Origin of the sequence: Arthrobacter sp. SAFR-044, assembly GCF_051965175.1 — a bacterium.
In the GTDB taxonomy this organism is placed as follows: Bacteria; Actinomycetota; Actinomycetes; order Actinomycetales; family Micrococcaceae; genus Arthrobacter.
Window position 1 is genome coordinate 16,039 of sequence record NZ_JBQCMK010000019.1, and the last position, 20,879, is coordinate 36,917.

Here is a 20,879-nt window from a genome sequence, read left to right on the forward strand (position 1 = left end):
AGCATGCTCGCCTCGCTAAGCCGCCGCGCCATCCTGGCCATCTATGCGGTCATCATCATCATTCCCCTGACAGTAGTGGCCTTCGGCAGTTTCAAGTCCACGCAGGAACTCTTCGCCGGGCCGTTCAGCCTCCCGCACTCCCTCTCCCCGGACAACTTCGCCGAGGTTGTGGGCGGCCAAAACCTGGGCTCGTCCTTTATCAACAGCGCGATCGTCACCGGCATCTCCGTGCCGCTCACCCTGTTCCTGGCCAGCCTGGCCGGTTACGCCGTCTCACGGCTGAAGGGCTTCATGTCCTGGGCCATCTTCGGCTTCCTGGTGCTGGGCATGGCCATTCCGGCGCAGGCCAACATGGTGCCGCTCTACGTTCTCTTTGGCAGGCTTGGCCTGCTGGACAGCCTGGCCGGCCTCATCCTGGCCAACGTGGTGTCCACGCTGCCCATCGCAGTGTTCATCCTGGGCGGTTTCATGCGGACCCTGCCCAAGGAACTCTACGAAGCCTCCTCCATCGACGGCAGCGGGCCCTGGAAGACATACTCCTCCATCGCCCTGCCGCTGTCAGCACCCTCCATCGCTGCAGCCGCCATCTTCCTGTTCGTCATCCACTGGAACGAACTCCTCTACCCGCTGCTGTTCATCCAGACCCCCGGGAACCGGACGCTGCCGCTGGCACTGCTCAGCTTCCAGGGCGAGTTCCAGACCAACTACCCCTTGCTGTTCGCCGGCGTCATCCTGGCGTCCCTGCCTGTGGTGGTGGCCTACGTCTTCCTGCAGCGCTACTTTGTTGCCGGCATCACGGCCGGCGCCAGCAAGGGATGAGTACGACGACGGCGGGCAGCACCTGCGGCGGCAGCCCCCTCCCAGCCAACGAAAGGCACCATTCATGAACCTCAAGTCAGCCCGGCACCTGATCAACGGCAGCTGGCACACTGCCGGAACCGCCAAGGACGTGACAGACCCCGGCAACGGCAGCACGGTAGGTGAGGTGGCCTGGGGCGGCACCCAGGAAGCCACGAAGGCCGGCGACGCCGCGGCGGAGGCTTTCAGTTCCTGGTCGCACACCACCGCACGCCACCGCGCCGACCTGCTGCGCAACGCCGCAGACCTGCTCGCAGAACGCCGCGACGAACTCGCGCACACCCTGGCGCTCGAAGCCGGCAAGCGGCTCCCCGAAGCGCAGGGGGAAGTGGACTTCTCCGTGGAGTACTTCCGCTGGTTTGCCGAGGAGGCACGCCGGGCCACCGGCACCGTCAGCCCGCCCGAGCTGCACGGCCGCCGCCACCTCAGCAACCGCAAACCCATCGGCGTGGCACTCAGCCTGACGCCCTGGAACTTCCCGGTCTCCATCCAGGCCCGGAAGCTTGCCGCGATGCTTGCCGCCGGCTGCACCGTGGTGGGCAGGGTGTCGGAGAAAGCCCCGCTGGCCGCCACCGGACTGTTCGAGGTCCTGCATGATGCAGGTTTCCCCGCCGGTGTGGTGAATCTGGTCCACGGGCCCTCCCGCGAAGTCACCGCCGCCCTGATGTCCCACCCGGCTGTCAGGGCCGTCAGCTTCACCGGCTCCACCGGGGTGGGCCGGCAGATCATGGCTTCGGCCTCCGAACGTGTGGTCCGGCCGCTGCTGGAACTCGGTGGCAACGCACCTTTCATCGTGTTCGAGGACGCCGACCTGGACGCCGCGGTCGAAGGTGCCGTGCTGGGCCGGCTCCGCAACACCGGCCAGTCCTGCGTGGCCGCCAACCGGTTCCTGGTCCAGGACAGCATCGCGGAGGAATTCGCACGGAAGCTGGGGGCCCGCTTTGATGCCATGAGCATAGGCCACGGAGTTCCCGACGACGGCGGCCCGGTCCCGGACCTCGGTCCCGTCATCGACGCCGAAAGGGTGTCCGCGGTGCAGGCACTGGTGGACGACGCTGTGAATCGCGGCGCCCGCCGAGTGACGCAACGGACTTCCGTCCCCGAGCAGGGGTCCTTCCTGGCACCCACGCTGCTCACGGACGTCCCCGACGACGCACTCCTGGTGACTGAGGAGGTCTTTGGCCCGGCGGCCGGCGTCGTCACCTTTTCCTCCGAGGAGGAGGCCATCCGGAAAGCCAACGCCACGGAGATGGGCCTGGCCGCGTATGTCTGGAGCGGCAGCCCCAGGCGCGGCTGGGACATTCCCGAGCGGCTCGAAGCCGGCATCGTGGGCGTCAACGACCCCCTGCCTTCCGTAGCCTTCGCCCCCATGGGCGGCGCCAAGCAGTCCGGCCTGGGCCGGGAAGGATCAAGCCTGGGCCTCGAAGAGTTCGAGGAGGTCCAGTACGTGGCCTGGAGGCCGTAAGTGCTGACCACCGGGCTGGTGCTGGGCGCCGTCGTCATGGGTGCAGGGATGCAGCGTGTCACCGGGATGGGCTTCGCGCTCGTGGCCGCTCCCTTCCTGGTCCTGCTCCTGGGGCCGGTGGAGGGAGTGGTGCTGGTGAACGTGTGCGGGGCCGTGACGGCGGGAGCCATCATCTTCCGGGTGGTCCGGGACATCGACTGGAAGCGGTACTTGCTGCTCGCGGTCTCGGCCCTGGCGGGCATCATCCCGGCCGCCATCCTTATCCGCCTCATCCCGCCGGCCGTCCTGGAGATCTCCATCGGTGTGCTCCTGGCCGTCGGCCTGACCGTCCTGCTGGTCCTGAAATCCGCCACGCTGCCGGAGCGCCGGCGCTACCTCTTCACCGCCGGTGGCCTCAGCGGCTTCATGAACACAGCCGCGGGCGTGGGCGGCCCGGCCGTCAGCATGTACTCCATCGCCACCCGGTGGCAGCACAAGTCCTTCGCTGCCACCATGCAGCCGTACTTCTTCACCATCGGCACCTTCTCGCTGATCTCAAAGGCGATCAGTGCCCCAGATTCGTTCCCAGTGCTGCCGTTGGCCATGTGGCTCGCCGTCGCCGTCGCCTGCCTGGCAGGGCTGGTGCTCGGCGACTTCGCCGCCAAACACGTCCCGGCCCGCGCGGCACAGATCCTCCTGATCATCCTGGCCTACCTGGGAGCGGCGGCCACCATCATCCGCGGCATCTCCGACGCCGTAGGCTGACCCGACATTTTCACTTGCACGCCTACCAGAAAGAGGACATGACATGACGTGGCTCGACAGCCCCGCCCACGCACGATGGCTCGAGGCGGAAACCGACCGGCTGATCCGTTTCGCCGAGGCTTCCAAGGTTCCCACGGGATTCGGCTGGTTGGACAACTACGGCAAGGTGTTCGCCGACAAGCCGACCCACCTCTGGATCACCGCACGGATGACCCACAGTTTCGCTGTTGCCGCGCTCATGGGGCGGCCGGGTGCTGCGACACTCGTGGACCATGGCATCGCGGCGCTCAACGGCGTCCTCCACGACGACGAGTTCGGCGGCTGGTATGCCGAGGTGGACCAGAACGGTCCGGTCAACGACACCAAGTCCGGCTATCAGCACTCCTTCGTGCTCCTGGCTGCTGCGAGCGCCGTTGCGGCGGGGCGCCCCGGAGCCCGGGAGCTCCTTGACGAGGCGTTGCGGGTCGCCGACACGAAGTTCTGGGACCATCAGGGCAACATGTGCTTCGACTCGTGGAACAGGGAATTCACCGAAACCGAGGCCTACCGCGGTGGAAACGCGAGCATGCACTCCGTGGAGGCCTACCTCATCGTGGCCGATGTCACCGGCGAGAACCGCTGGCTTGAACGGGCGCTGCACATAGCCGAGGTGCTGATTCACAAGTTTGCGCGGAACAACAACTACCGGGTGTTCGAGCACTTCGACCCGGAGTGGAACCCGATGCCGGAGTACAACACCGACGACCGTGCCAGCCAGTTCCGCGCCTACGGGGGAACGCCCGGCCACTGGGTGGAATGGGCGCGCCTGCTCCTCCACGTCCGCGCCGGGCTCGAGTCCCGCGGCCTGGACGTTCCGGACTGGCTCCTCGAAGACGCACGCGGCCTGTTCGACGCCGCTATCCGGGACGCGTGGGAACCGGACGGCCATGCTGGATTTGTGTACACCGTGGACTGGGAGGGCAAGCCGGTGGTCACCACCCGCATCCGCTGGGTGCCCGCTGAGGCAATCGGCGGCGCAGCGGCCCTGTACATCGCCACCGGCGAGACGAAGTACGCGGACTGGTATGAGCGGATCTGGGACCATGCCCGCGACTGGTTCATCGACTACGAACACGGATCCTGGAAGCAGGAGCTCGACGAAAACGGCAACGTCAGCTCCACCGTATGGTCCGGCAAGGCTGACATCTACCACCTATGGCACTGCCTGGTGGTCCCCCGCCTTCCCCTGGCACCCGGGCTGGCTCCGGCAGTGGCGGCAGGCCTGCTCGACGCCCGCATCAATGGAACCCTGGCTTAGGAAGATGACAACATTGCCCGCCGGCAGCGGAAGCCGGCGGGCAACCAAACTGGACGGGGCAGGACGGGAGCGGGGCGCCGTGTCACACGTATGACAGCCCGTTTGATCCTGTAAATTTAAGGGAGGAATTGCAGGCGCGCAGAGCCGCATTCCATCCCCCTTCCCTTGAATGGATCACTCCCCCATGTCTTCCGCGATCCCTGCGCCGGGACCTGCCCGCTTTCCCTACGCCGCGATGGTGGTCCTGGCCACCATCGCATTTACCGCCATTACCACAGAGCTGCTCCCGTCCGGGCTGCTGCCGCAGATCAGCACCGGCCTTGGAGTCTCCGAGCCGGTGGCCGGTTATCTTGCTGCCGCCTATGCCGCCGTCATAGTGGTCACGGTGGTCCCGGCCGCACGGCTGCTGGGGAAGATCCCGCGGCACGCCCTGCTGGTGGGGCTGGTGCTGACGTTCGCGCTCAGCAACGCACTGGTGGGACTGGCACCGGATTTCACGTCAGCGATGATCGCCCGGCTGGTGGGCGGGCTGGCACACGGATTGCTCTGGACCACCATGGCACCGTTCGTTTCCCGCGTGGTCCCTGCTGACAAAGTGGGCAAAGCCCTGGCGATCGTGTTCAGCGGCAACAGCCTGGGGCTGGCCATCGGTGCACCGGTGGGCACGGCGCTGGGCGGATTCCTGGGCTGGCGTGCCGCGTTCATGGTGCTCGCCGGGTTCGGCGTGGTCCTGACGGTCCTGGCGTTCTGGCTGCTCCCCCGCGTCCAGCGCATTTCCGACGCTGCCCGGCCGTCGCTCCGCAAGGCGATCGGCCAGCCGGGAGTGAAGTCCGTGGCCATCGCCTGGCCGCTGCTGGTCCTGGCGCACTTCGCCCTGTTCACCTACATTGCACCCTTCATCCGCGAGGCGAACCTTCCGGACTACGCCACCAGCCTTTCCCTCACGGTGCTCGGCGGGTCCGGCCTGCTGGGCATTTGGATTGCGGGACTCACCGTTGATTCGCGCCCCCGCCGTTCGCTGCTGATCACGACGGCGGCCATCGCCGCCTCCATGTTCCTCCTGCCTCTCGCAGTCGGAAACCTGCCCGTGGCCCTGGTGCTGATGACCATTTGGGGAGCGGGCCTGGGCGCCATCGGCATCTACAACCAGTCGGCCATCCTCCGTGCCGGCGGGGAGTACAGCGAGGCGGCGAACGGGCTCACTGTCCTGACCATCCAGCTGGGCATCACCATCGGTGCGCTTTACGGGTCCGCCGCTTTGGTGGTGGGCGGCCCGCTGCTGGTTCCGGCCGCGGCTGCGATCCCCGTGGTTGCCGCGTTCGTGATCACCCTCGCCGGCAAGAGGTACGCCTACCCGCCCGGTCCCCGGGAACGCATCTGGCTGGAACCCCGGCCGGTCACCGACAAGGTCAAGGACCCAGCCTGATCCTTGCATCGATTGCTCCGTAAGTGTCGTTTTGAGCCGTCAAAACGACCGGTACGGAGCAATCGATGCCACCGTACCGGCCGTTCAGTCGCGGTACTTGGCCACCGTGAAGAGGAACGTTGAGTCTTCCTCGGCATGAAGGCTGTGCAGGCCTGGCGGGACGATCAGCAGGTCGCCGGCCTTGCCCTGCCATGACTCGCCGCCGGCCTTGAGGCTGACGCAGCCCTGAATTACGAAGACTGTGGCGTCGCCCGGGTTCTGGTGCTCACTCAATTGGGTTCCGGCCTTCATGGCCATGACGGTCTGGCGGAGGATCTTCTCGTGGCCGCCGTACACCGTGTCCGCAGCCCGGCCATTGGTGGAGGTGACCGCCGCCTCGAGCTGCTGCCGGGCCAGCGCGTCGATCGATATCTTCTGCATGCGCCCAAGGCTACCCGCGTTCGCGTACAAGGGGTGCGGATTCTTTCCCAGGCTGCAGCCGGAGAATCCCCTGCCGAGGGGATGGAGCAACAGTCCGGCCGGGCCTATCTTCGCATCATGAACGCCATGTCCCAGATCTTCGCGGTCCTGGCCGCGGTCATTTATATCTTTGTTTTTCCCGTGGAGAGCTTCCTCCTCCGGCGTAGCAGGTGGGCGCAGAACTTCCTGAGTACGCCTCCGGAGAATGTCCCCGCGGTGATGATGTGGGCCATCCCCACCGGGTACAGGAACCTCGCGGTTGCGCTGGGGGTGGTGGCGGGCGTGGTCGCGGCCAACTCCGGCCAGCTGGTGGTGGGATACACGCTGGTGGTTTACTGCTGCGCCAACATGGTCCTCACGGCACCCACCATGCTGCTCGCAGACCTCCAGGGCCATTACCCCAGGAAATGGGACAGCGTGCCAGGAACCCTCGCGGCCACGGTCCCGGCCTTGGTGGCCCTGCTCCTGCTGCCTTTCGGGCCTTAGCTTTGCCGGAGCGGCCCCACAGTCCCAGCCAAACCGGACAGGCCACTGGGTACCGGATTTCGGCGTCCGGCAAAGGCTTGATAGAGGTTAATGAATGCTCGACGTCCTGAATCCCGCCCTGCCCTTCATCGCCATGGCCCTGGCGGTGGTAGCGGGACTTGCCCTGTCCTGGCTGCTCCGCAAGATCGTCCTGAAGCTCAACCGCAAGCGGCCCGAGCTGCAGGCCACCTCCAGGGTGGCCCGCCAGCCGCTGCGGCTGGCACTCTGCCTGGTGGGCGTCCGCGCCGCGCTGGGGCTGACGGCTGCGGGCGAAAGCTGGCACGCCGGCGTCGACCATCTCCTGCTGATCGCCATGATCGGGGCGTTCGCGTGGCTTGCCGTCGCGGTCCTGCTGATCGTGGAGGCCGTGGTGCTGACCCGGCACAGCGTGGACGTGGCGGACAACCGGAGGGCGCGGCGGCTGCGCACCCAGATGATCCTGGCCCGACGCATCGCCGTGGCACTGGTGGTGGTGCTCGCCGTCGGCACGGCAATGCTGACCTTTCCCGCGATCCAGGCCCTGGGGGCCGGACTGCTGGCGTCCGCGGGCGTGATTTCCATCGTGGCAGGCCTCGCCGCGCAGACCTCGCTGGTGAACGTCTTCGCCGGCATGCAGCTCGCATTCACCGACGCCATCCGCGTGGATGACGTGGTGGTGGTCCAGAAGGAGTGGGGCCGGATCGAGGAAATCACCCTCACCTACGTGGTGGTCCATCTCTGGGACGACCGCCGGCTGATCCTGCCCTCCACCTACTTCACCACCACACCGTTCGAGAACTGGACCCGCCGCCAGTCCGAGGTGATGGGCACCGTGGAGTTCGACCTGGACTGGCGCGCCCCCGTGGAGGACATGCGCACTGAACTGCGCCGGGTCCTGGCCGGCACAGAACTGTGGGATGAGCGCGTGGGCGTCCTGCAGATCACCGATGCCACCGGAGGCTTTGTCCGGGTCCGGATCCTGGTCAGCGCCGCGGATAGTGCCGCGCTCTTCGACCTGCGCTGCCTGGTCCGCGAAACCATGGTCACGTTCCTCCAGCAGGACCATCCCCAGGCGCTGCCGCACCAGCGCTGGGAGCAGGCAGCGGACGACGGCGGCACGGCCGCCAGGCGCAAGGGACCACTGCGCGGGCTGGGTGCGCCCGCTGCCGCCGGCTCGCATCCGCCGGCCGATCCGCACGAATCGCAGCTGTTCACCGGTTCCATCGAGGCGGTGGAGCGTTCGCGCGCCTTCACGGGGCCCGGCGACGAGGTGTTCGAGGAGCGCGACCGAAACTTGGCCTCCAGGAATTGATCCCGCGCCGGAAAACCCTTGATAGGTGACCATATGGTCACCTATCATTGAGGGATGGACGACGTGTTCAAAGCACTCTCCGACCCCACCCGCAGGGACCTGCTCGACGAGCTGTTCCGCGAGGACGGCCAGACCCTGGGAGCACTTGAGGCACGGTTCACCATGAGCCGGTTCGGAATCGCCAAGCACCTCCGCATCCTGGAGGACGCAGGCCTGGTGGTGACGCGGCGTCGCGGGCGGGAAAAGCTGCATTTCCTGAACCCTGTCCCCATCCGCCTGGTCCACGACCGCTGGGTCAGCAAATACGCAGAACCATGGGCCGCTGGCCTCAGCGACCTCAAATCCAGATTGGAAAGTCCCATGGAAAAAATCTTCGAAATCTACATCAAGACCACTCCCGAACGGCTCTGGGAAGCCATCACGGACAGCGACATCCGCAGCAAGTACCAGTTTGGCAACACCCTCGAATCCGACTGGACACCTGGCGGCCGTTTCGAGATGGGCAACCCGAAGGCCGGCCAGATCCTCGGCGAGGGCGAGAACCTTGAAGTGGATCCGCCGCGCCGCCTGGTCCAGACCATGCGGGCCCTCTGGGGTGAGGACGTCAAGGCCGAGGGCACATCCAAGGTCACCTGGGAGATCGAGCCCGTGGGCGATTCCTGCCACCTCACCGTCACGCACAGCGACCTGCGCGAGGGCGCCAACGAGCAGCTCTACGGCGGCTGGCCGATGATCCTGTCCGGCCTGAAGACGTGGCTTGAAACCGGCGAGAAGCTCACCACGCCGGGCTCCCTGATGTACACGTAGGGGACGCGCCAACCGGTCTGCGGATCGGTAAGGTCAAGTCATGGACAGCGGCGCCCTGGTCAATATCGCGTTGGTTCTCGGTTTCGTGCTGCTGGGCGGGGTGTTTGCGGCGGCGGAAATGGCCCTGGTGTCCCTGCGCGAGAGCCAGGTGCGCCGCATCGAGAAGTCCGGGAACACCGGCGCCCGGACAGCAGCGCTGGCGCGCAACCCCAACCGGTTCCTCTCCACCGTCCAGATCGGGGTGACCCTGTCTGGATTCTTCTCGGCAGCCTATGGCGCCTCGGCGATCGCGCCCGGCGTCGTCCCCCTCCTCGAAGCCCTGGGGCTGGGCGCGGCTGCCGGACCCGTGTCCTTCATTGGCATGACCCTGCTGGTGGCCTACCTGTCCCTGGTCCTGGGTGAGCTTGCCCCCAAGCGGCTGGCGCTGCAACGACCCGTCCCGTTCACGAAGCTGCTGGCACCCCCGTTGGTCACCCTCTCCCGGGTTATGCGGCCCGTCATCTGGCTCCTGTCCCTATCCACCGACGCTGTGGTCAAACTCCTTGGCGGCGACCCCTATGCCAAGCGGGAGGGCATCAGTTCCGAGGAGCTCTGGGACATGGTGGCGGAAAACGAACTGCTCGAAGAGAGCAGCCGGACCATCGTGGCCGATGTGTTCGGCGCCGGGGACCGGACGCTGCAGGAGGTGATGCGCCCCCGAACGGAGGTGACCTTCATCGACGGCGCCATGAGCGTCGCCGATGCCCGCAGGATGGTCAGGGACGGCCCCTACTCCCGCTTCCCGGTGATCGGGAGGAGCCCTGACCACGTCCTGGGCTTCGTGCACATCCGGGACCTGATGCCCCGCGACGAGGTGCAGGACCAGTCACCCGTGCGGAACCTTGCCCGCGAAATCCTTCCCCTGCCCGGGACCAACCGCGTACTGCCGTCGCTGTCCCGGATGCGCAAGACCAACCAGCACATCGCATTGGTGGTGGACGAGTACGGCGGCACGGACGGCGTGGTCACGCTCGAAGACCTGGTGGAGGAACTGGTGGGCGAGATCTACGACGAGTACGACACCGGGGCCGAGCACGAGGACCGGGTCAACGTGGCCAACGGGTTCATTGACGTAGACGGCGGCCTGATCCTGCAGGAGTTCAAGGCCGCCTCCGGAATCGCGCTCCCGGAAGGCCGCTACGAAACGGTGGCCGGGTTCATGATGGACCGCCTGGGGCGACTGCCCCGTGCAGGCGACCGGGTGCAGATCCCGGGATACGTGTTGACGGTCCTCAGCATGGACAGGCTCCGGATCGCCCGGATCCGGGTCACGCCGGTCAACGGCCGTTAGCTGCTGCCGCGTGCGGGGACCAATGGCCCTACGGGCGGGGACGGGCACGGGCCACAGTTAAGGCGCGGCTGGCTGACGACGCCAGAAGCGGCTGGAGCCCGCATCCGCTTCCTATCCACACGGGGCACAAGGGCACGGTGCTCCCAAACCCCGGCAGGCAGGACAGATCACGATGTTCACCAAACGCACCACCCTCATAGCCACCGCCCTGGCGTTTGCTGCTGCAGCCGTCGCGGCGCCCGCACAGGCTGCCAGCAGCGGCAGAGCGGTCGTCGACAGGACAAGCGGTTGCCAGGAGAATCAACAGGTGTGCCAAACGGTCCAGACTCCGAGCGGCATCCGTTCCAGCTCCACATTCAGCAATTGGGTCGATACAGATCCGAGCGACGGGACCACCACCCGGACGCGCATGAGCTCCCACAGCCTCGAGCGGGACGGTGTATCCATCGAAGTGGGCCTGCATTACGCGAAAACCACCGGCGGATGCACGGACCGGGAGGACAGCCAGCAGGTCAGGAACGGCCGAGGGTACAACCACGAGGTGTACCACTGCCCGTGACCGCCCGGTGGGAACCTACGCGCTGAGGCTCCGATCGAGGAACGCGAGCGTACGCTGCCATGAGTCTTCGGCGGCCTCGGCGTTGTAGGTGTCCCTGTTGGTGTCGTTGAAGAAGGCATGGCCGGCGCCCGGGTAGACGACGGCCTCGAAGTCCACGCCGGCTGCGCGCATCCGCGACTTCAGACCGGGAAGTTCCTCCATTAGGGCGCTGTCCTGGTCCCCGTAAAAGGCCAGGACGGAGCAGTTGATGGCGCGCAGTTCCGAGTCCTTGAACTCGGCGTGCCCGTAGAACGGCACGGCGGCCCGGAGCCGGGGCTCGGCAACGGCGAGGGAGAAGGTGTAGGTTCCGCCCAGGCAGAAGCCTGTCGCGGCCACCCGCCCGGCCAGTCCAGGCACGCCTTCCAGGTGGTCAAAGCACACGCGGAGGGCGGTGACTGCGTGTTTGGCATACTCCGGGGAGCGGATCGGCGCCATGTGCTTGCGCAACCGGGGCTGGGCTTTGCTGCGCTGTTCGGGGTCGAACGCCGCCTCCTGCAGCTCTCCTGACACGTCGGCCGTTCCTCCGGCTCCCGACAGCAGGTCCGGCGCCACCGCAAGGTAGCCTTCCGCGGCAAAGCGGTCTGCCACGTCCTTGGTATGGCCCACCAGCCCCCAGACTTCGTGGACCACCACCAGCCCGCCTTTGGGGATTCCGGCCGGTTCACTGATGTACGCCTGAACTGAGGTTTGGGCGTTGCCCAGAGTCATCACGTTTCCCATGGGGCCAGCATGGCACGCTCCCCCGGCCCCTTCCAGAGGTGGGACTACGCCTTTTGCGGCCGCCAAAACACTGAAATCCCGAACGTGACAACACAGAGCACCAGCATGGCAAGGACCATGCGCATCCAGCTGTCCTGGTGCACCCCGCCGGCTGCGAAAACCCCGATCATCACGGTGGCGGTGATCGCGCCGACGTAGCGGCAGGTCTGGTAGATCCCGGCAGCGACGCCGCGGTCCTGTGGGCGGGTGGACACGAACATGCCCTGGTTGGAGGCGATGCTGACAGTCCCGTACGGGATGCCCATAAGGGCCGTAAGGACCACTACGAAGGGGATGGCCAGCGTGCCGGTCAACAACCACATGAGCGCCGCCACCACCGTCAAAAGGACGACGCCGGCAAGCAGCACCCGCCGGACCCCGAACCTTCCCATCGCGGAGACTGCCCACGGGGTGGCTACCACGGACATGCCGGCCAGCGGCAGCATCAGCAGCCCCACCACGCCGGGATCGTAGCCGCCGGTTTCCTGCAGCAGCTGGGGAAGGCCGAAAAAGACGAAGTAGTAGACGCTGCTGAAAACGGCGAAGCCCAGGTACACCAGCATGAGCGGCCTGTTCCGGCCCAGCAGCCGCAGGTCCAGGAACGGCTTGGCGAAGCGCAGCTCGCGCCAGGCGAACAGCGCTGCGATCAGGGTTCCACCGGCCAGCATCAGCCAGCGGTAGTCCGGGGCTACGTTCAGCGCGGCCATCATGACCAGCAGCAGCGCGCCGATGAATCCCGCTATGCCCGGCAGATCCGAGTCCCGCACCAGCTCTGCCACGCTGCCGTGCTCCCGGACTTTGTCCGGCGGGGCGGCCTTGCGCACGATCAGCAGCGCCGCCAGGGCCAGCGGCACGTTGATCAGGAACAGTGACTCCCAGCCCACGAAGCCCACCAGCAGACCGCCGACGACGGGACCCACCGCGGCTGCGGAGGTGTTGGCCATTTGCAGCCTGCCCAGTGGACGCGCCGTATCAACCTTGGCCTCATGTGCCAGCGCTCCCACCATCACCACCGCGCTGGGATACGCGGTCGCTGTGCCGAGTGCCATGACCGCCCGCGCTACGCAGAGCAGCGCGAAGTTTGGGGCTAGTGGAGCCAGGGCGCAGGTGATGGCCACCAGCCCCATGCCCAGCAGGAACATGCGCCGCGGCCCGAACCTGTCGGCCAGCCTTCCCATGACGGGCTGGCCGGCAGCGGAGGCCAGGTAGAAGGAGGTGACCACCCAGGTGACGGCGGCGACGTCGAGCCCGAAGTCGGCGCGCAGCACCACCAGGGCCACGGCAATCATGGAGGAGTTCAGCGGGTTCAGTGCCGTGCCCAGGCTGAGGCCGGCGACGGCCAGGGCAGTCCGGGGGTTGTTGCTCACGGTAACAGTCTGGCCCACGGCAGCCGCCGGGGACGACTTGGCGGACCCCTGGCGCAGTGTGGCGTCCGCTACTTGACGGCCAGCACCACCGGGAACAGTGCGTCCTCGACTGCCCGGGTGAGGTCCCGGATCACCTCGGCCTGCCCGTCATCGGGAACGCCCTCCGGGTTCTCGGTGTAGATCACCAGCGCAAACGTCGACCCGCGGTAGCTCAGGAGCGCCGCGTCATGCAGCTCGCCGGACACTTCACCGTACTTGTGGTGCACGTCCACGCCGGTCCGCGATCCCGCTGGAATGAGCTCCTCGTTGTTGGTGTGCTGCATGTAGCCCAGCAGCTGCTCCGTGTTGTCCTCGTCCAGGAGCTCCCCGGCGTAGAGCTTCTTCAGGATCAGGGCCATGTCCGCAGCGGTCAGCAGGTTCTGTTCGGGGTCGTAGGTGACACCGATGGAGTCGGCGTAGGCAATCAGCTGCGGGTAGCCCACCGCGTCCATCAGCAGCAGCCAGGAATCGTTGTTGCTGTCGTTGACCATGGCCTTGAGCTGGAAAGCCGCGTCGTAGTCGCCAATGGGGTCGTCCAAGGCCGCCTGCCCGTTCTCCACCAGGTGGTAGTAGGCGGCGGCGGTCAGGATCTTCGCCGTACTGGCTGCCGTGAAGGTGCTTTCATCGCCGAAGGTCCGCTCGGCGCCTCCGGACACGTCGGCGAGCGCCAGCCCGATGCGGTATTCGTCCGCCTCACTGAGGATTTTGTCCACGCTGTCCTGCAACGACGGCGGGGCTGCCGCCACCGGTGCCGCCGGCACGGCCGGCTGGGTGGTGACCACTGCGCCCGACGGCGGTTCGGACCGGACCACGGCCAGGGTGATGGTGCCGACGATGACCAGCACCACGGCAAGGGCCAGGATCAGCAGCCTTCTGTTGCCCCGCTGCCTGCCGGAGGACGGCTTGCCCGGAGCCGGCGGCGGAGCGTCGCGGCCCGGTTTGGGCACCACGGGGTGCATGGACATACAAGGGGCTCCTGTCCGGCCTCGGCAATCACAAACAACGTCAGCGCGGCCTTGAGCCGCGCTGACAGATGCTGATTAAATCACCGGAGTTTGGGAGCTTCCTGAAGGCTTGCCGATGTTCCGCCGGGCCGTCCCGCCGACGCGGAAATTTCGAGTACCCGGTACTCGTGCGCTTCAATCCGGCGTGACGTGTACTGGTACCTGCACCAGGGCGGTGCCCGCATTCCGCTGGAGAACCCAAGTGGATGGGGAACCGAATGTGAAGCAGCAGGACAGCTTAGGAGAACGGCCCTCATGACCCAGCGTGAAGCACAATCCCCCCGCTCCCGCGCCGGGCGCGAGGTCCACGAGCCGGCAAAGTACGAAGCTACAGGGCGGCTGAGGCCGCGCCCATGGCCTGTTGGACCGCTTGAGAGCTACGGAAAAGTGGACTTTGACGACGGCGACGGCGACGGCGACGGAAAGACTGTCCTCACCCTCTTCATTCAGCGCGGCTCCGAAGAAGGCTACGTCCTTCATGTGGAGCATCTTGCCGCACCGCTGCGGGTTGACGGTACGCTCCTTCGCCTGAGCCCGACGCCTCAGATTGATAGCGGCGCCGCAGGCTTCCGCCGGATCAGCGCTGCCCGAACGGTTGCCGAGAAGGCGGAGGCCGAGTTGGACGCCGCCGTCCGGGCCGCCCGGGCGAACGGAGACTCCTGGGAAGTTATCGGTGCCGCCCTCGGCACATCTGCCTGAACCGCCCGGGAGCGGTTCAGGCACTAAGGCTGCCAGCGCGGCGTGGACTGTCCGCGGGGCGGCCAGGCGCCCAGGCAAGCCTGGGCCCGTCGAGTCAGCCCCGGGTGCGGGCCGCGATCGCGGTTTCCAGGAACTCCAGGTGCGCCGGCGCAACGGCCACCACGCTGCCCAGGTATTCGGGGTGCTTGGCCAGGAACTTCTTGATGAACGGGCACACCGGGACAATGCCGATGCCGTCCTCCACCGTGCTGTCCAGGGCAGCCGTGGCCACGCGGCCGGCCAGGCCCTGCCCGCCGTATTCCTCGTTGATCACGGTGTGGTAGAAAATCCGCTGCGGCGGCTCCCCGCCGTCGTACTCCTTGTACGCCGCCTTGCCGATCACGTTGCCGGCATCAAGAATCTCGAAACGTTCTCGCCCAGGGTTGTGGCGGACGGTGATGTCGCTCAAGGGGACTCCTTCAGTTGCGGGTTGTGCTGACCGTGCAAAGCCTAACCCGGCCCGGGCAACACTTATTTCCGCAAGTAGGGGGTCCTTGGCGGCATCCCCGCCCGCCGCCGCGTCAGCTCAAGTAGCCGTTCGGATTGAGGACGTACTTGGTGGCTGCGCCGGCGTCGAACTCCGCGTAACCCTTCGGTGCCTCCTCCAGCGGAATCGCCTTGGCGTTGACGTTCTTGGCGATGTTGACCTTGTCATTCAGGATGGCCATCATCAACTGGCGGTTGTACTTCATCACGGGGCACTGGCCGGTGGTGAAGCTCAACGACTTTGCCCAGCCGGTACCAAGGCTCAGGCTCAGGGAACCCTTCTTAGCTGCTTCGTCAATGCCGCCCGGGTCACCGGTGACATACAGGCCGGGGATACCCAGCGCGCCGCCGGCCGCGGTGATGTCCATCAAGGTGTTCAACACGGTTGCGGGTGCTTCCTGCGCTCCCTTGCCGTGGCCGCGGGCTTCGAAGCCGACAGCGTCAACGGCGCAGTCAACCTCCGGAACGCCAAGGATCTGCTCGATCTGGTCCTTCGGCTCACCCTGGGTCAGGTTCACCGTTTCACAGCCGAAGCTGCGCGCCCGCTCCAGCCGGTCTTCGTTCATGTCGCCAACAATGACGACGGCGGCACCCAGCAGGTGTGCGCTGGTGGCCGCTGCCAGGCCCACCGGACCAGCCCCTGCAATGTACACGGTGGAGCCGACGCCGACGCCGGCTGTCGTGGCACCATGGAACCCGGTGGGGAAGATGTCCGAGAGCATTGCCAGGTCCATGATCTTCTCCATGGCCCGGTCCTTGTCCGGGAACTTCAGCAGGTTCCAGTCGGCGTAGGGCACCAGGACATAGTTGGCCTGGCCGCCCACCCAGCCCCCCATATCCACGTAACCGTAGGCAGCGCCTGGCCGGGCGGGATTGACGTTGAGGCAGATACCGGTCTTGCGCTCCTTGCAGTTCCGGCAGCGGCCGCAGGCAATGTTGAACGGCACCGAACAGAGGTCGCCCACCTTAATGAACTCGACGTCACGGCCCACTTCCACCACTTCGCCGGTGATTTCGTGGCCCAGCACCAGGTTGGGCGGAGCCGTGGTGCGGCCGCGGACCATGTGCTGGTCGGATCCACAAATGTTGGTGGCCACCGTCTTCAGGATGACCCCGTGGTTGACCGGGCGCCCTACGTTGGCCGGGTTGACCCCTGGCCCGTCCTTGAGCTCGAACGTTGGGTAATCAATGTCAATTACTTCGACCTTGCCGGCTTCTTTGTAGGCAACGGCTTTGTTCCCTGTCATCTATCGCTCCTATTAGTCAGGCGTCCGGTGGGACGGCCGTGATCTGGGTAGGTGAGACATCCCGCGTGGGAATGGCCTGGCCCATCGGTGCTTCCTGATGTTTGGCATGGTCAGGTACTGGTTCCCGGGTGGGGATTCGCCCAGTCTAGGCACGCCCCCCAGAGCGGTCTAGGGGTAAGAGGCCCTTGTTTACCGGAGGCTGGCCGCGGGCAAGTGCCAACGGCGGCGTACGCTGTACCAACCGGCTCCACGCACGCGGGCTGGCCGGTTCCCAGGCAGGTTTCACCGTTGAGGAGAACGGCATGAAAACGCGCACTATTGGACAACTGACAGTCTCCGCCCTCGGCCTTGGCTGCATGGGCATGAGCGAGTTCTACGGCGACGGCGACGAGCAGGAGTCCGTTGCAACCATCCAGGAATTCCTGGATGCCGGCGGGTCGCTGCTGGATACGGCAGACATGTACGGCCCCTTCACCAACGAAAAGCTTGTGGGCAGGGCCATTGCCGGCCGCCGCGGCGACGTTGTGCTCGCCACCAAGTTCGGCAACGAACGCCGCGGGGACGGTTCCTGGGTGGGCATCAACGGCCGTCCCGAATACGTCCGGTCCGCCTGCGACGCCAGCCTCCAGCGGCTTGGGGTGGACCACATCGACCTCTACTACCAGCACCGGGTGGACAAGACCGTGCCCATCGAGGACACCGTAGGTGCGATGGCCGAACTGGTCCAGGCGGGGAAGGTCCGGCACCTGGGGCTGTCCGAAGCGTCGGCGGAGACCATCCGCCGGGCCCACGCCGTGCACCCCATTACCGCACTGCAGACCGAGTATTCACTGTGGGAGCGGGAACCCGAGAGCAAGGTGTTTCCCGTGCTCGCGGAACTGGGCATCGGGTTTGTCCCCTACAGCCCGCTGGGCCGTGGCTTCCTGACCGGGCAGATCCGCTCTGTGGACGACTTCGCCGAGGACGATTTCCGCCGGCACTCCCCGCGCTTCCAGGGGGAGAACTTCACCCGGAACCTGGAACTTGTGGACCGGGTCAAGGAGCTGGCAGACCGGAAACGGTGCACTCCCGCCCAGCTGGCCCTCGCGTGGCTTCTGGCGCAGGGTGAGCATATTGTCCCGATCCCGGGCACCAAGAAGCGCGAGCGGCTGCGGGAGAACCTGGGCGCTGTGGATGTCGAGCTGACCCAGGACGAGCTTCAGCTGCTGGACCAGCTGGCCCCGGCGGGGTCCGCTGCGGGTGCCCGCTACCCCAACATGTCCACCATCGACGAATAACGCAGCACCCGTCCAGGCAGGAGCGCCGGCGTCCGGCACGGCGCTCCTGCCCGCACTTCTCCACATACGGCCGCGACTTTACGACGGCGGGACCGGGCTGGCGTAGGGTGGGTCCTACGGCTGAAGCAAGCGGCTGCTGTTTTCTTCTGTGCGGAGCCCCGTTCCATGTCCGACGAACCTGCCCTTCGGGCCCTTGCTGCTTCCTCCTTCAACCTGCCGGACCTTCGGGACGGGCAACTGGCCGGCATGGCCGCCCTCGCGGACGGCCGCGACGTCCTTGCCGTCATGCCCACCGGCTATGGCAAGTCAGCTATCTACCAGGTCGCGGCCCTGCACCTGCACAAGGCAACGGGACGTCCCGCCGTCGTGGTTTCTCCGCTGATTGCCCTGCAGGAAGACCAGTTGGAGGGCCTTTCCCAGGCCCTCGGGCCGGACGCCGCAGTGGCTATCAACTCCTCCCACAGTGACACCGACGTGGAGGCCTCATGGCGGGCCGCCGAGGGCGGTACGGCCGTGTTCGTGTTCCTCGCCCCGGAACAGCTGGCCAAGCAGTCCACCGTGGACCGGATCAAGGCCCTGGACATCTCGCTGTTCGTGGTGGACGAGGCACACTGCGTCTCCTCCTGGGGGCACGACTTCCGCCCGGACTACCTCGCGCTGGGAAATGTCCGCGAGCAGCTGGGCAACCCGCCCGTGGCCGCCCTGACCGCTACGGCCTCTCCGCCCGTCCGGGACGAAATCGTGGAACGGCTTTGCATGAAGAAGCCCCTGGTGTTGGTGCATGGTTTCGACCGGCCCAACATCAGCCTCGACGTGGTCCGGCACCACGAAGACAAGGGCAAGCGCAAGGCTGTTCTTGAACAGGTCGCGGACTTGGCCGGCAAGGGGCAGGGACTCCTCTACGCAGCCACCCGCAAGGACACGGAGAAGTACGCGGCCAAGCTTGCCAAGGAAGGTCTCCGCGCGGAGGCCTACCACGCCGGCCGTTCGGCCGGGGACCGGGAGCACATCCACCAACTGTTCCTGGACGACAAGCTGGACGTGGTGGTGGCCACCACGGCGTTCGGGATGGGCATCGACAAGCCCAACGTCCGTTTTGTGGTCCACGCCGACATTCCCGAGTCGCTGGACTCCTACTACCAGGAGATCGGGCGCGCAGGCCGGGACGGCGAACCCGCCTCCGCCGTGCTGCACTACCGCTCGGAGGACCTTGGCCTGCGGAAATTCTTCGGCACCCACTCCCCCGACCCCGATTCACTCCTCGCGGTGTTGAAGGCGCTCAAGGCTGCCCATGCGGCCACGCCGAAGTCCTCCCTTGCAGAGTTAACAGGTTTTAAGGCCCGGCGCATTACCGGCCTGGTGAACCAACTGGAGGAGATTGGCGCCGTGGCTGTCGGCAAGCGCGGCGTCCGGCTGACATCCAAAGCGAAGCTGCCCACCCTGGTGAGTGACGCCGTCGAACTCGCCGAAGCACGGCAGCGGGTGGACCAGTCCCGCCTCACCATGATGCGCGCCTACGCCGAGACGGACGGCTGCCGCCGGCAGTTCCTGCTGGGCTACTTTGGTGAAGACATGCCGGAGCCCTGCGGAAACTGCGACGGGTGCGCGGCGGCTGCCGGCGCTCAGGTGGACGGCGCGGAGGTCGACGGCGCGCGGCAAGGCAAAGTGAAATCTGGGAAAGAACAGTCGGGCAAGAAGCACAGAGGGAAGAAGGCGTCCGACGGCGGGGCGGCGGCTCCCGCGGCCGACGAACCGTTCCCGCTGCAGTCCACGGTGGTCCACAAGGAGTGGGGCCCCGGCCTGGTGATGCGGCACGAGGACGATGTCATCACGGTGCTTTTTGAGCAGGAGGGGTACAAGACGCTCTCACGGACGGCCGTCGTGGAGCATCAACTCCTGAAGCCCGCTTAGGTAGGCTGGGAGGACCTCCAACGAAAGGCCCCCGCGTGGAAGTACCTGCGTATGTATGGACCCTGACCATTGCGGGAATCATCGGGCTGCTGGCCTTCGATTTCTTCTTCCACGTCCGCAAACCCCACACCCCGTCCCTCAAGGAATCGGCCGCCTGGTCCGCCATCTACGTGACCATTGCGGTGGTATTTGGACTGGTTGTCCTGCTGTTCGGTGGCCCCGAGATGGGCACCGAATACTTCGCGGGCTACGTCACCGAAAAGGCCTTGTCGGTGGACAACCTCTTCGTCTTCCTCATCATCATGGCCAGCTTCAGGGTGCCCCGCGCTGACCAGCAGAAGGTGCTGCTGTTCGGCATCGTGTTCTCCCTGATCGCGCGCACAGCGTTCATCTTCCTGGGCGCGGCACTGATCAACAGTTTTGCCTGGGTGTTCTACGTCTTCGGGCTCATCCTGCTGGTGACGGCCGGAAACCTGCTCAAGCCGGACAACCATGACGACGACTCCGACGGCCTGGTGGTCAGGCTTGCCAAGAAACTGCTGCCGGCCTCCGAACACTACGACGGAGACAAGCTCTTCACCGTTGAGAACGGCAAGCGGGTCCTGACGCCGATGCTGCTGGTCATGGTGGCCATTGGCGGCACGGACATCCTGTTTGCCCTGGACTCGATCCCGGCGATCTTCGGCTTGACCCAGAACGTCTTCGTTGTCTTCACTGCCACCGCGTTCTCGCTGATGGGCCTGAGGCAGCTGTTCTTCCTGATCGACGGCCTGCTGGACCGGCTGATTTTCCTCTCCTATGGCCTGGCTGTCATCCTGGGCTTCATCGGCGTGAAGCTCATCCTGCATGCCCTGCACGAGAACACCTTGCCGTTCATCAACGACGGCGGGCACGTCAACGTGGTGGAGGTCAGCACCGGCCTGTCACTCAGCGTGATCCTCGGCGTGCTGGTGGTGACCATCCTGGCGTCCGTCTTCAGTCCCAAGGGCAAGGCCAAGAACGCCGTGTCGGGGGCCAGGCGGCATGCCACCGAGTACGTGGACCTCAACTACGAGACGGACATGGCCGAACGCGACAAGATCTTTGCCAAGATGTGCCGCGAGGAGGACCAGATCCGCAAGCTTCCCGAGAAATACAAGCGGCTGATCCGCAACGAAACCGAGTTCGTGGACCTGGTCCGGAAGGCCCATGACGAGCACGACAAGGCCCAGGTGCGGGCTGCCGCCTCGGAGGGCTGAGGCCGGCGGCTCC

The 20,879-nt window shown here is 66.2% G+C and carries 20 protein-coding genes; 14 read left to right on the forward strand and 6 right to left on the reverse strand.

Translation table 11 applies throughout. The features are described from left to right. The first annotated feature begins 3 nt into the window (after nt 1-3). The 5 genes from ACTHQS_RS19995 (at nt 4) to ACTHQS_RS20015 (ending at nt 5,790) form a co-directional block, all read left to right on the forward strand. Complete coding sequence (locus ACTHQS_RS19995) at nt 4-819, forward strand: carbohydrate ABC transporter permease (RefSeq protein WP_440172366.1); 816 nt, start codon at nt 4-6, stop codon at nt 817-819. 64 nt (nt 820-883) lie between these two features. Beyond that, entirely contained in the window at nt 884-2,323 is a 1,440-nt protein-coding gene (locus ACTHQS_RS20000) for an NAD-dependent succinate-semialdehyde dehydrogenase (protein WP_440172368.1), read from the forward strand. Beyond that, complete coding sequence (locus tag ACTHQS_RS20005; RefSeq protein ID WP_440172370.1) at nt 2,324-3,067, forward strand: sulfite exporter TauE/SafE family protein; 744 nt, start codon at nt 2,324-2,326, stop codon at nt 3,065-3,067. It abuts the gene before it with no gap. Between the two features lie 43 nt (nt 3,068-3,110). Beyond that, nucleotides 3,111-4,364 carry an AGE family epimerase/isomerase gene (locus ACTHQS_RS20010; RefSeq protein WP_440172372.1) on the forward strand — a complete coding sequence of 418 codons (1,254 nt, stop codon included), beginning with the start codon at nt 3,111-3,113 and terminating at the stop codon, nt 4,362-4,364. Between the two features lie 184 nt (nt 4,365-4,548). After that, a complete protein-coding gene (locus ACTHQS_RS20015) occupies nt 4,549-5,790 on the forward strand; it encodes an MFS transporter (protein WP_440172374.1) in 1,242 nt (413 codons plus the stop codon). An 84-nt stretch (nt 5,791-5,874) separates the two neighbouring features. On the opposite strand, the gene ACTHQS_RS20020 is transcribed toward ACTHQS_RS20015, so the two are convergent. Then, nucleotides 5,875-6,210: a cupin domain-containing protein gene (locus ACTHQS_RS20020; RefSeq protein WP_440172376.1), complete on the reverse strand. Its 336-nt coding sequence runs from the start codon at nt 6,208-6,210 to the stop codon at nt 5,875-5,877. Between the two features lie 117 nt (nt 6,211-6,327). Here ACTHQS_RS20020 and ACTHQS_RS20025 point away from each other — a divergent pair, with 117 nt between their 5' ends. The 5 genes from ACTHQS_RS20025 to ACTHQS_RS20045 all read left to right on the forward strand — a co-directional run bounded on the left by ACTHQS_RS20025 (nt 6,328) and on the right by ACTHQS_RS20045 (nt 10,761). Beyond that, nucleotides 6,328-6,735, forward strand: a complete 408-nt coding sequence (locus ACTHQS_RS20025) for a DUF1304 family protein (protein WP_440172378.1) — start codon at nt 6,328-6,330, stop codon at nt 6,733-6,735. Between the two features lie 94 nt (nt 6,736-6,829). Continuing rightward, nucleotides 6,830-8,065, forward strand: a complete 1,236-nt coding sequence (locus ACTHQS_RS20030; protein WP_440172381.1) for a mechanosensitive ion channel family protein — start codon at nt 6,830-6,832, stop codon at nt 8,063-8,065. 54 nt (nt 8,066-8,119) lie between these two features. Further along, on the forward strand, nt 8,120-8,872 hold the full coding sequence (locus ACTHQS_RS20035; protein ID WP_440172383.1) for an ArsR/SmtB family transcription factor: 753 nt from the start codon (nt 8,120-8,122) through the stop codon (nt 8,870-8,872). A gap of 40 nt (nt 8,873-8,912) precedes the next feature. Then, nucleotides 8,913-10,202, forward strand: a complete 1,290-nt coding sequence (locus tag ACTHQS_RS20040) for a hemolysin family protein (protein WP_440172385.1) — start codon at nt 8,913-8,915, stop codon at nt 10,200-10,202. Between the two features lie 409 nt (nt 10,203-10,611). Then, nucleotides 10,612-10,761 carry a hypothetical protein gene (locus ACTHQS_RS20045; RefSeq protein WP_440172387.1) on the forward strand — a complete coding sequence of 50 codons (150 nt, stop codon included), beginning with the start codon at nt 10,612-10,614 and terminating at the stop codon, nt 10,759-10,761. Between the two features lie 15 nt (nt 10,762-10,776). Here ACTHQS_RS20045 and ACTHQS_RS20050 read toward each other — a convergent pair whose 3' ends face one another. The 3 genes from ACTHQS_RS20050 to ACTHQS_RS20060 all read right to left on the reverse strand — a co-directional run bounded on the left by ACTHQS_RS20050 (nt 10,777) and on the right by ACTHQS_RS20060 (nt 13,930). After that, nucleotides 10,777-11,520, reverse strand: a complete 744-nt coding sequence (locus tag ACTHQS_RS20050) for a dienelactone hydrolase family protein (protein WP_440172390.1) — start codon at nt 11,518-11,520, stop codon at nt 10,777-10,779. A gap of 44 nt (nt 11,521-11,564) precedes the next feature. Continuing rightward, on the reverse strand, nt 11,565-12,926 hold the full coding sequence (locus ACTHQS_RS20055; protein ID WP_440172393.1) for an MFS transporter: 1,362 nt from the start codon (nt 12,924-12,926) through the stop codon (nt 11,565-11,567). Nucleotides 12,927-12,994: 68 nt separating this feature from the next. Next, nucleotides 12,995-13,930, reverse strand: a complete 936-nt coding sequence (locus tag ACTHQS_RS20060; RefSeq protein ID WP_440172396.1) for a serine hydrolase — start codon at nt 13,928-13,930, stop codon at nt 12,995-12,997. 294 nt (nt 13,931-14,224) lie between these two features. Between ACTHQS_RS20060 and ACTHQS_RS20065 the strand changes: the two genes are divergently transcribed. Then, a complete protein-coding gene (locus ACTHQS_RS20065; protein WP_440172398.1) occupies nt 14,225-14,668 on the forward strand; it encodes a hypothetical protein in 444 nt (147 codons plus the stop codon). Nucleotides 14,669-14,762: 94 nt separating this feature from the next. Here the strand turns inward: ACTHQS_RS20065 and ACTHQS_RS20070 are convergent, their stop codons facing one another. Both ACTHQS_RS20070 and fdhA read right to left on the reverse strand, forming a co-directional pair. Further along, nucleotides 14,763-15,116: a GNAT family N-acetyltransferase gene (locus tag ACTHQS_RS20070; protein WP_440172401.1), complete on the reverse strand. Its 354-nt coding sequence runs from the start codon at nt 15,114-15,116 to the stop codon at nt 14,763-14,765. 112 nt (nt 15,117-15,228) lie between these two features. Further along, the gene (gene fdhA / locus ACTHQS_RS20075; protein WP_324644318.1) at nt 15,229-16,440 is read right to left on the reverse strand and encodes a formaldehyde dehydrogenase, glutathione-independent; all 1,212 of its coding nucleotides are present in this window, start codon (nt 16,438-16,440) and stop codon (nt 15,229-15,231) included. 302 nt (nt 16,441-16,742) lie between these two features. Here fdhA and ACTHQS_RS20080 point away from each other — a divergent pair, with 302 nt between their 5' ends. The 3 genes from ACTHQS_RS20080 (at nt 16,743) to ACTHQS_RS20090 (ending at nt 20,866) form a co-directional block, all read left to right on the forward strand. Further along, nucleotides 16,743-17,717 carry an aldo/keto reductase gene (locus tag ACTHQS_RS20080; protein ID WP_440172404.1) on the forward strand — a complete coding sequence of 325 codons (975 nt, stop codon included), beginning with the start codon at nt 16,743-16,745 and terminating at the stop codon, nt 17,715-17,717. 165 nt (nt 17,718-17,882) lie between these two features. After that, nucleotides 17,883-19,628: a RecQ family ATP-dependent DNA helicase gene (locus ACTHQS_RS20085; protein WP_440172407.1), complete on the forward strand. Its 1,746-nt coding sequence runs from the start codon at nt 17,883-17,885 to the stop codon at nt 19,626-19,628. A 35-nt stretch (nt 19,629-19,663) separates the two neighbouring features. Then, complete coding sequence (locus tag ACTHQS_RS20090; protein ID WP_440172410.1) at nt 19,664-20,866, forward strand: TerC family protein; 1,203 nt, start codon at nt 19,664-19,666, stop codon at nt 20,864-20,866. The last annotated feature ends 13 nt before the right edge of the window (nt 20,867-20,879 follow it).

Coding starts and splice junctions, on each gene's coding strand:
- ACTHQS_RS19995 (WP_440172366.1), top strand. CDS start 4: ATGCTCGCCTCGCTAAGCCGCCGCGCCATCCTGGCCATCTATGCGGTC.
- ACTHQS_RS20000 (WP_440172368.1), top strand. CDS start 884: ATGAACCTCAAGTCAGCCCGGCACCTGATCAACGGCAGCTGGCACACT.
- ACTHQS_RS20010 (WP_440172372.1), top strand. CDS start 3,111: ATGACGTGGCTCGACAGCCCCGCCCACGCACGATGGCTCGAGGCGGAA.
- ACTHQS_RS20015 (WP_440172374.1), top strand. CDS start 4,549: ATGTCTTCCGCGATCCCTGCGCCGGGACCTGCCCGCTTTCCCTACGCC.
- ACTHQS_RS20020 (WP_440172376.1), bottom strand. CDS start 6,210: ATGCAGAAGATATCGATCGACGCGCTGGCCCGGCAGCAGCTCGAGGCG.
- ACTHQS_RS20025 (WP_440172378.1), top strand. CDS start 6,328: ATGAACGCCATGTCCCAGATCTTCGCGGTCCTGGCCGCGGTCATTTAT.
- ACTHQS_RS20030 (WP_440172381.1), top strand. CDS start 6,830: ATGCTCGACGTCCTGAATCCCGCCCTGCCCTTCATCGCCATGGCCCTG.
- ACTHQS_RS20035 (WP_440172383.1), top strand. CDS start 8,120: ATGGACGACGTGTTCAAAGCACTCTCCGACCCCACCCGCAGGGACCTG.
- ACTHQS_RS20040 (WP_440172385.1), top strand. CDS start 8,913: ATGGACAGCGGCGCCCTGGTCAATATCGCGTTGGTTCTCGGTTTCGTG.
- ACTHQS_RS20045 (WP_440172387.1), top strand. CDS start 10,612: ATGAGCTCCCACAGCCTCGAGCGGGACGGTGTATCCATCGAAGTGGGC.
- ACTHQS_RS20050 (WP_440172390.1), bottom strand. CDS start 11,520: ATGGGAAACGTGATGACTCTGGGCAACGCCCAAACCTCAGTTCAGGCG.
- ACTHQS_RS20060 (WP_440172396.1), bottom strand. CDS start 13,930: ATGTCCATGCACCCCGTGGTGCCCAAACCGGGCCGCGACGCTCCGCCG.
- ACTHQS_RS20065 (WP_440172398.1), top strand. CDS start 14,225: ATGACCCAGCGTGAAGCACAATCCCCCCGCTCCCGCGCCGGGCGCGAG.
- fdhA (WP_324644318.1), bottom strand. CDS start 16,440: ATGACAGGGAACAAAGCCGTTGCCTACAAAGAAGCCGGCAAGGTCGAA.
- ACTHQS_RS20080 (WP_440172404.1), top strand. CDS start 16,743: ATGAAAACGCGCACTATTGGACAACTGACAGTCTCCGCCCTCGGCCTT.
- ACTHQS_RS20085 (WP_440172407.1), top strand. CDS start 17,883: ATGTCCGACGAACCTGCCCTTCGGGCCCTTGCTGCTTCCTCCTTCAAC.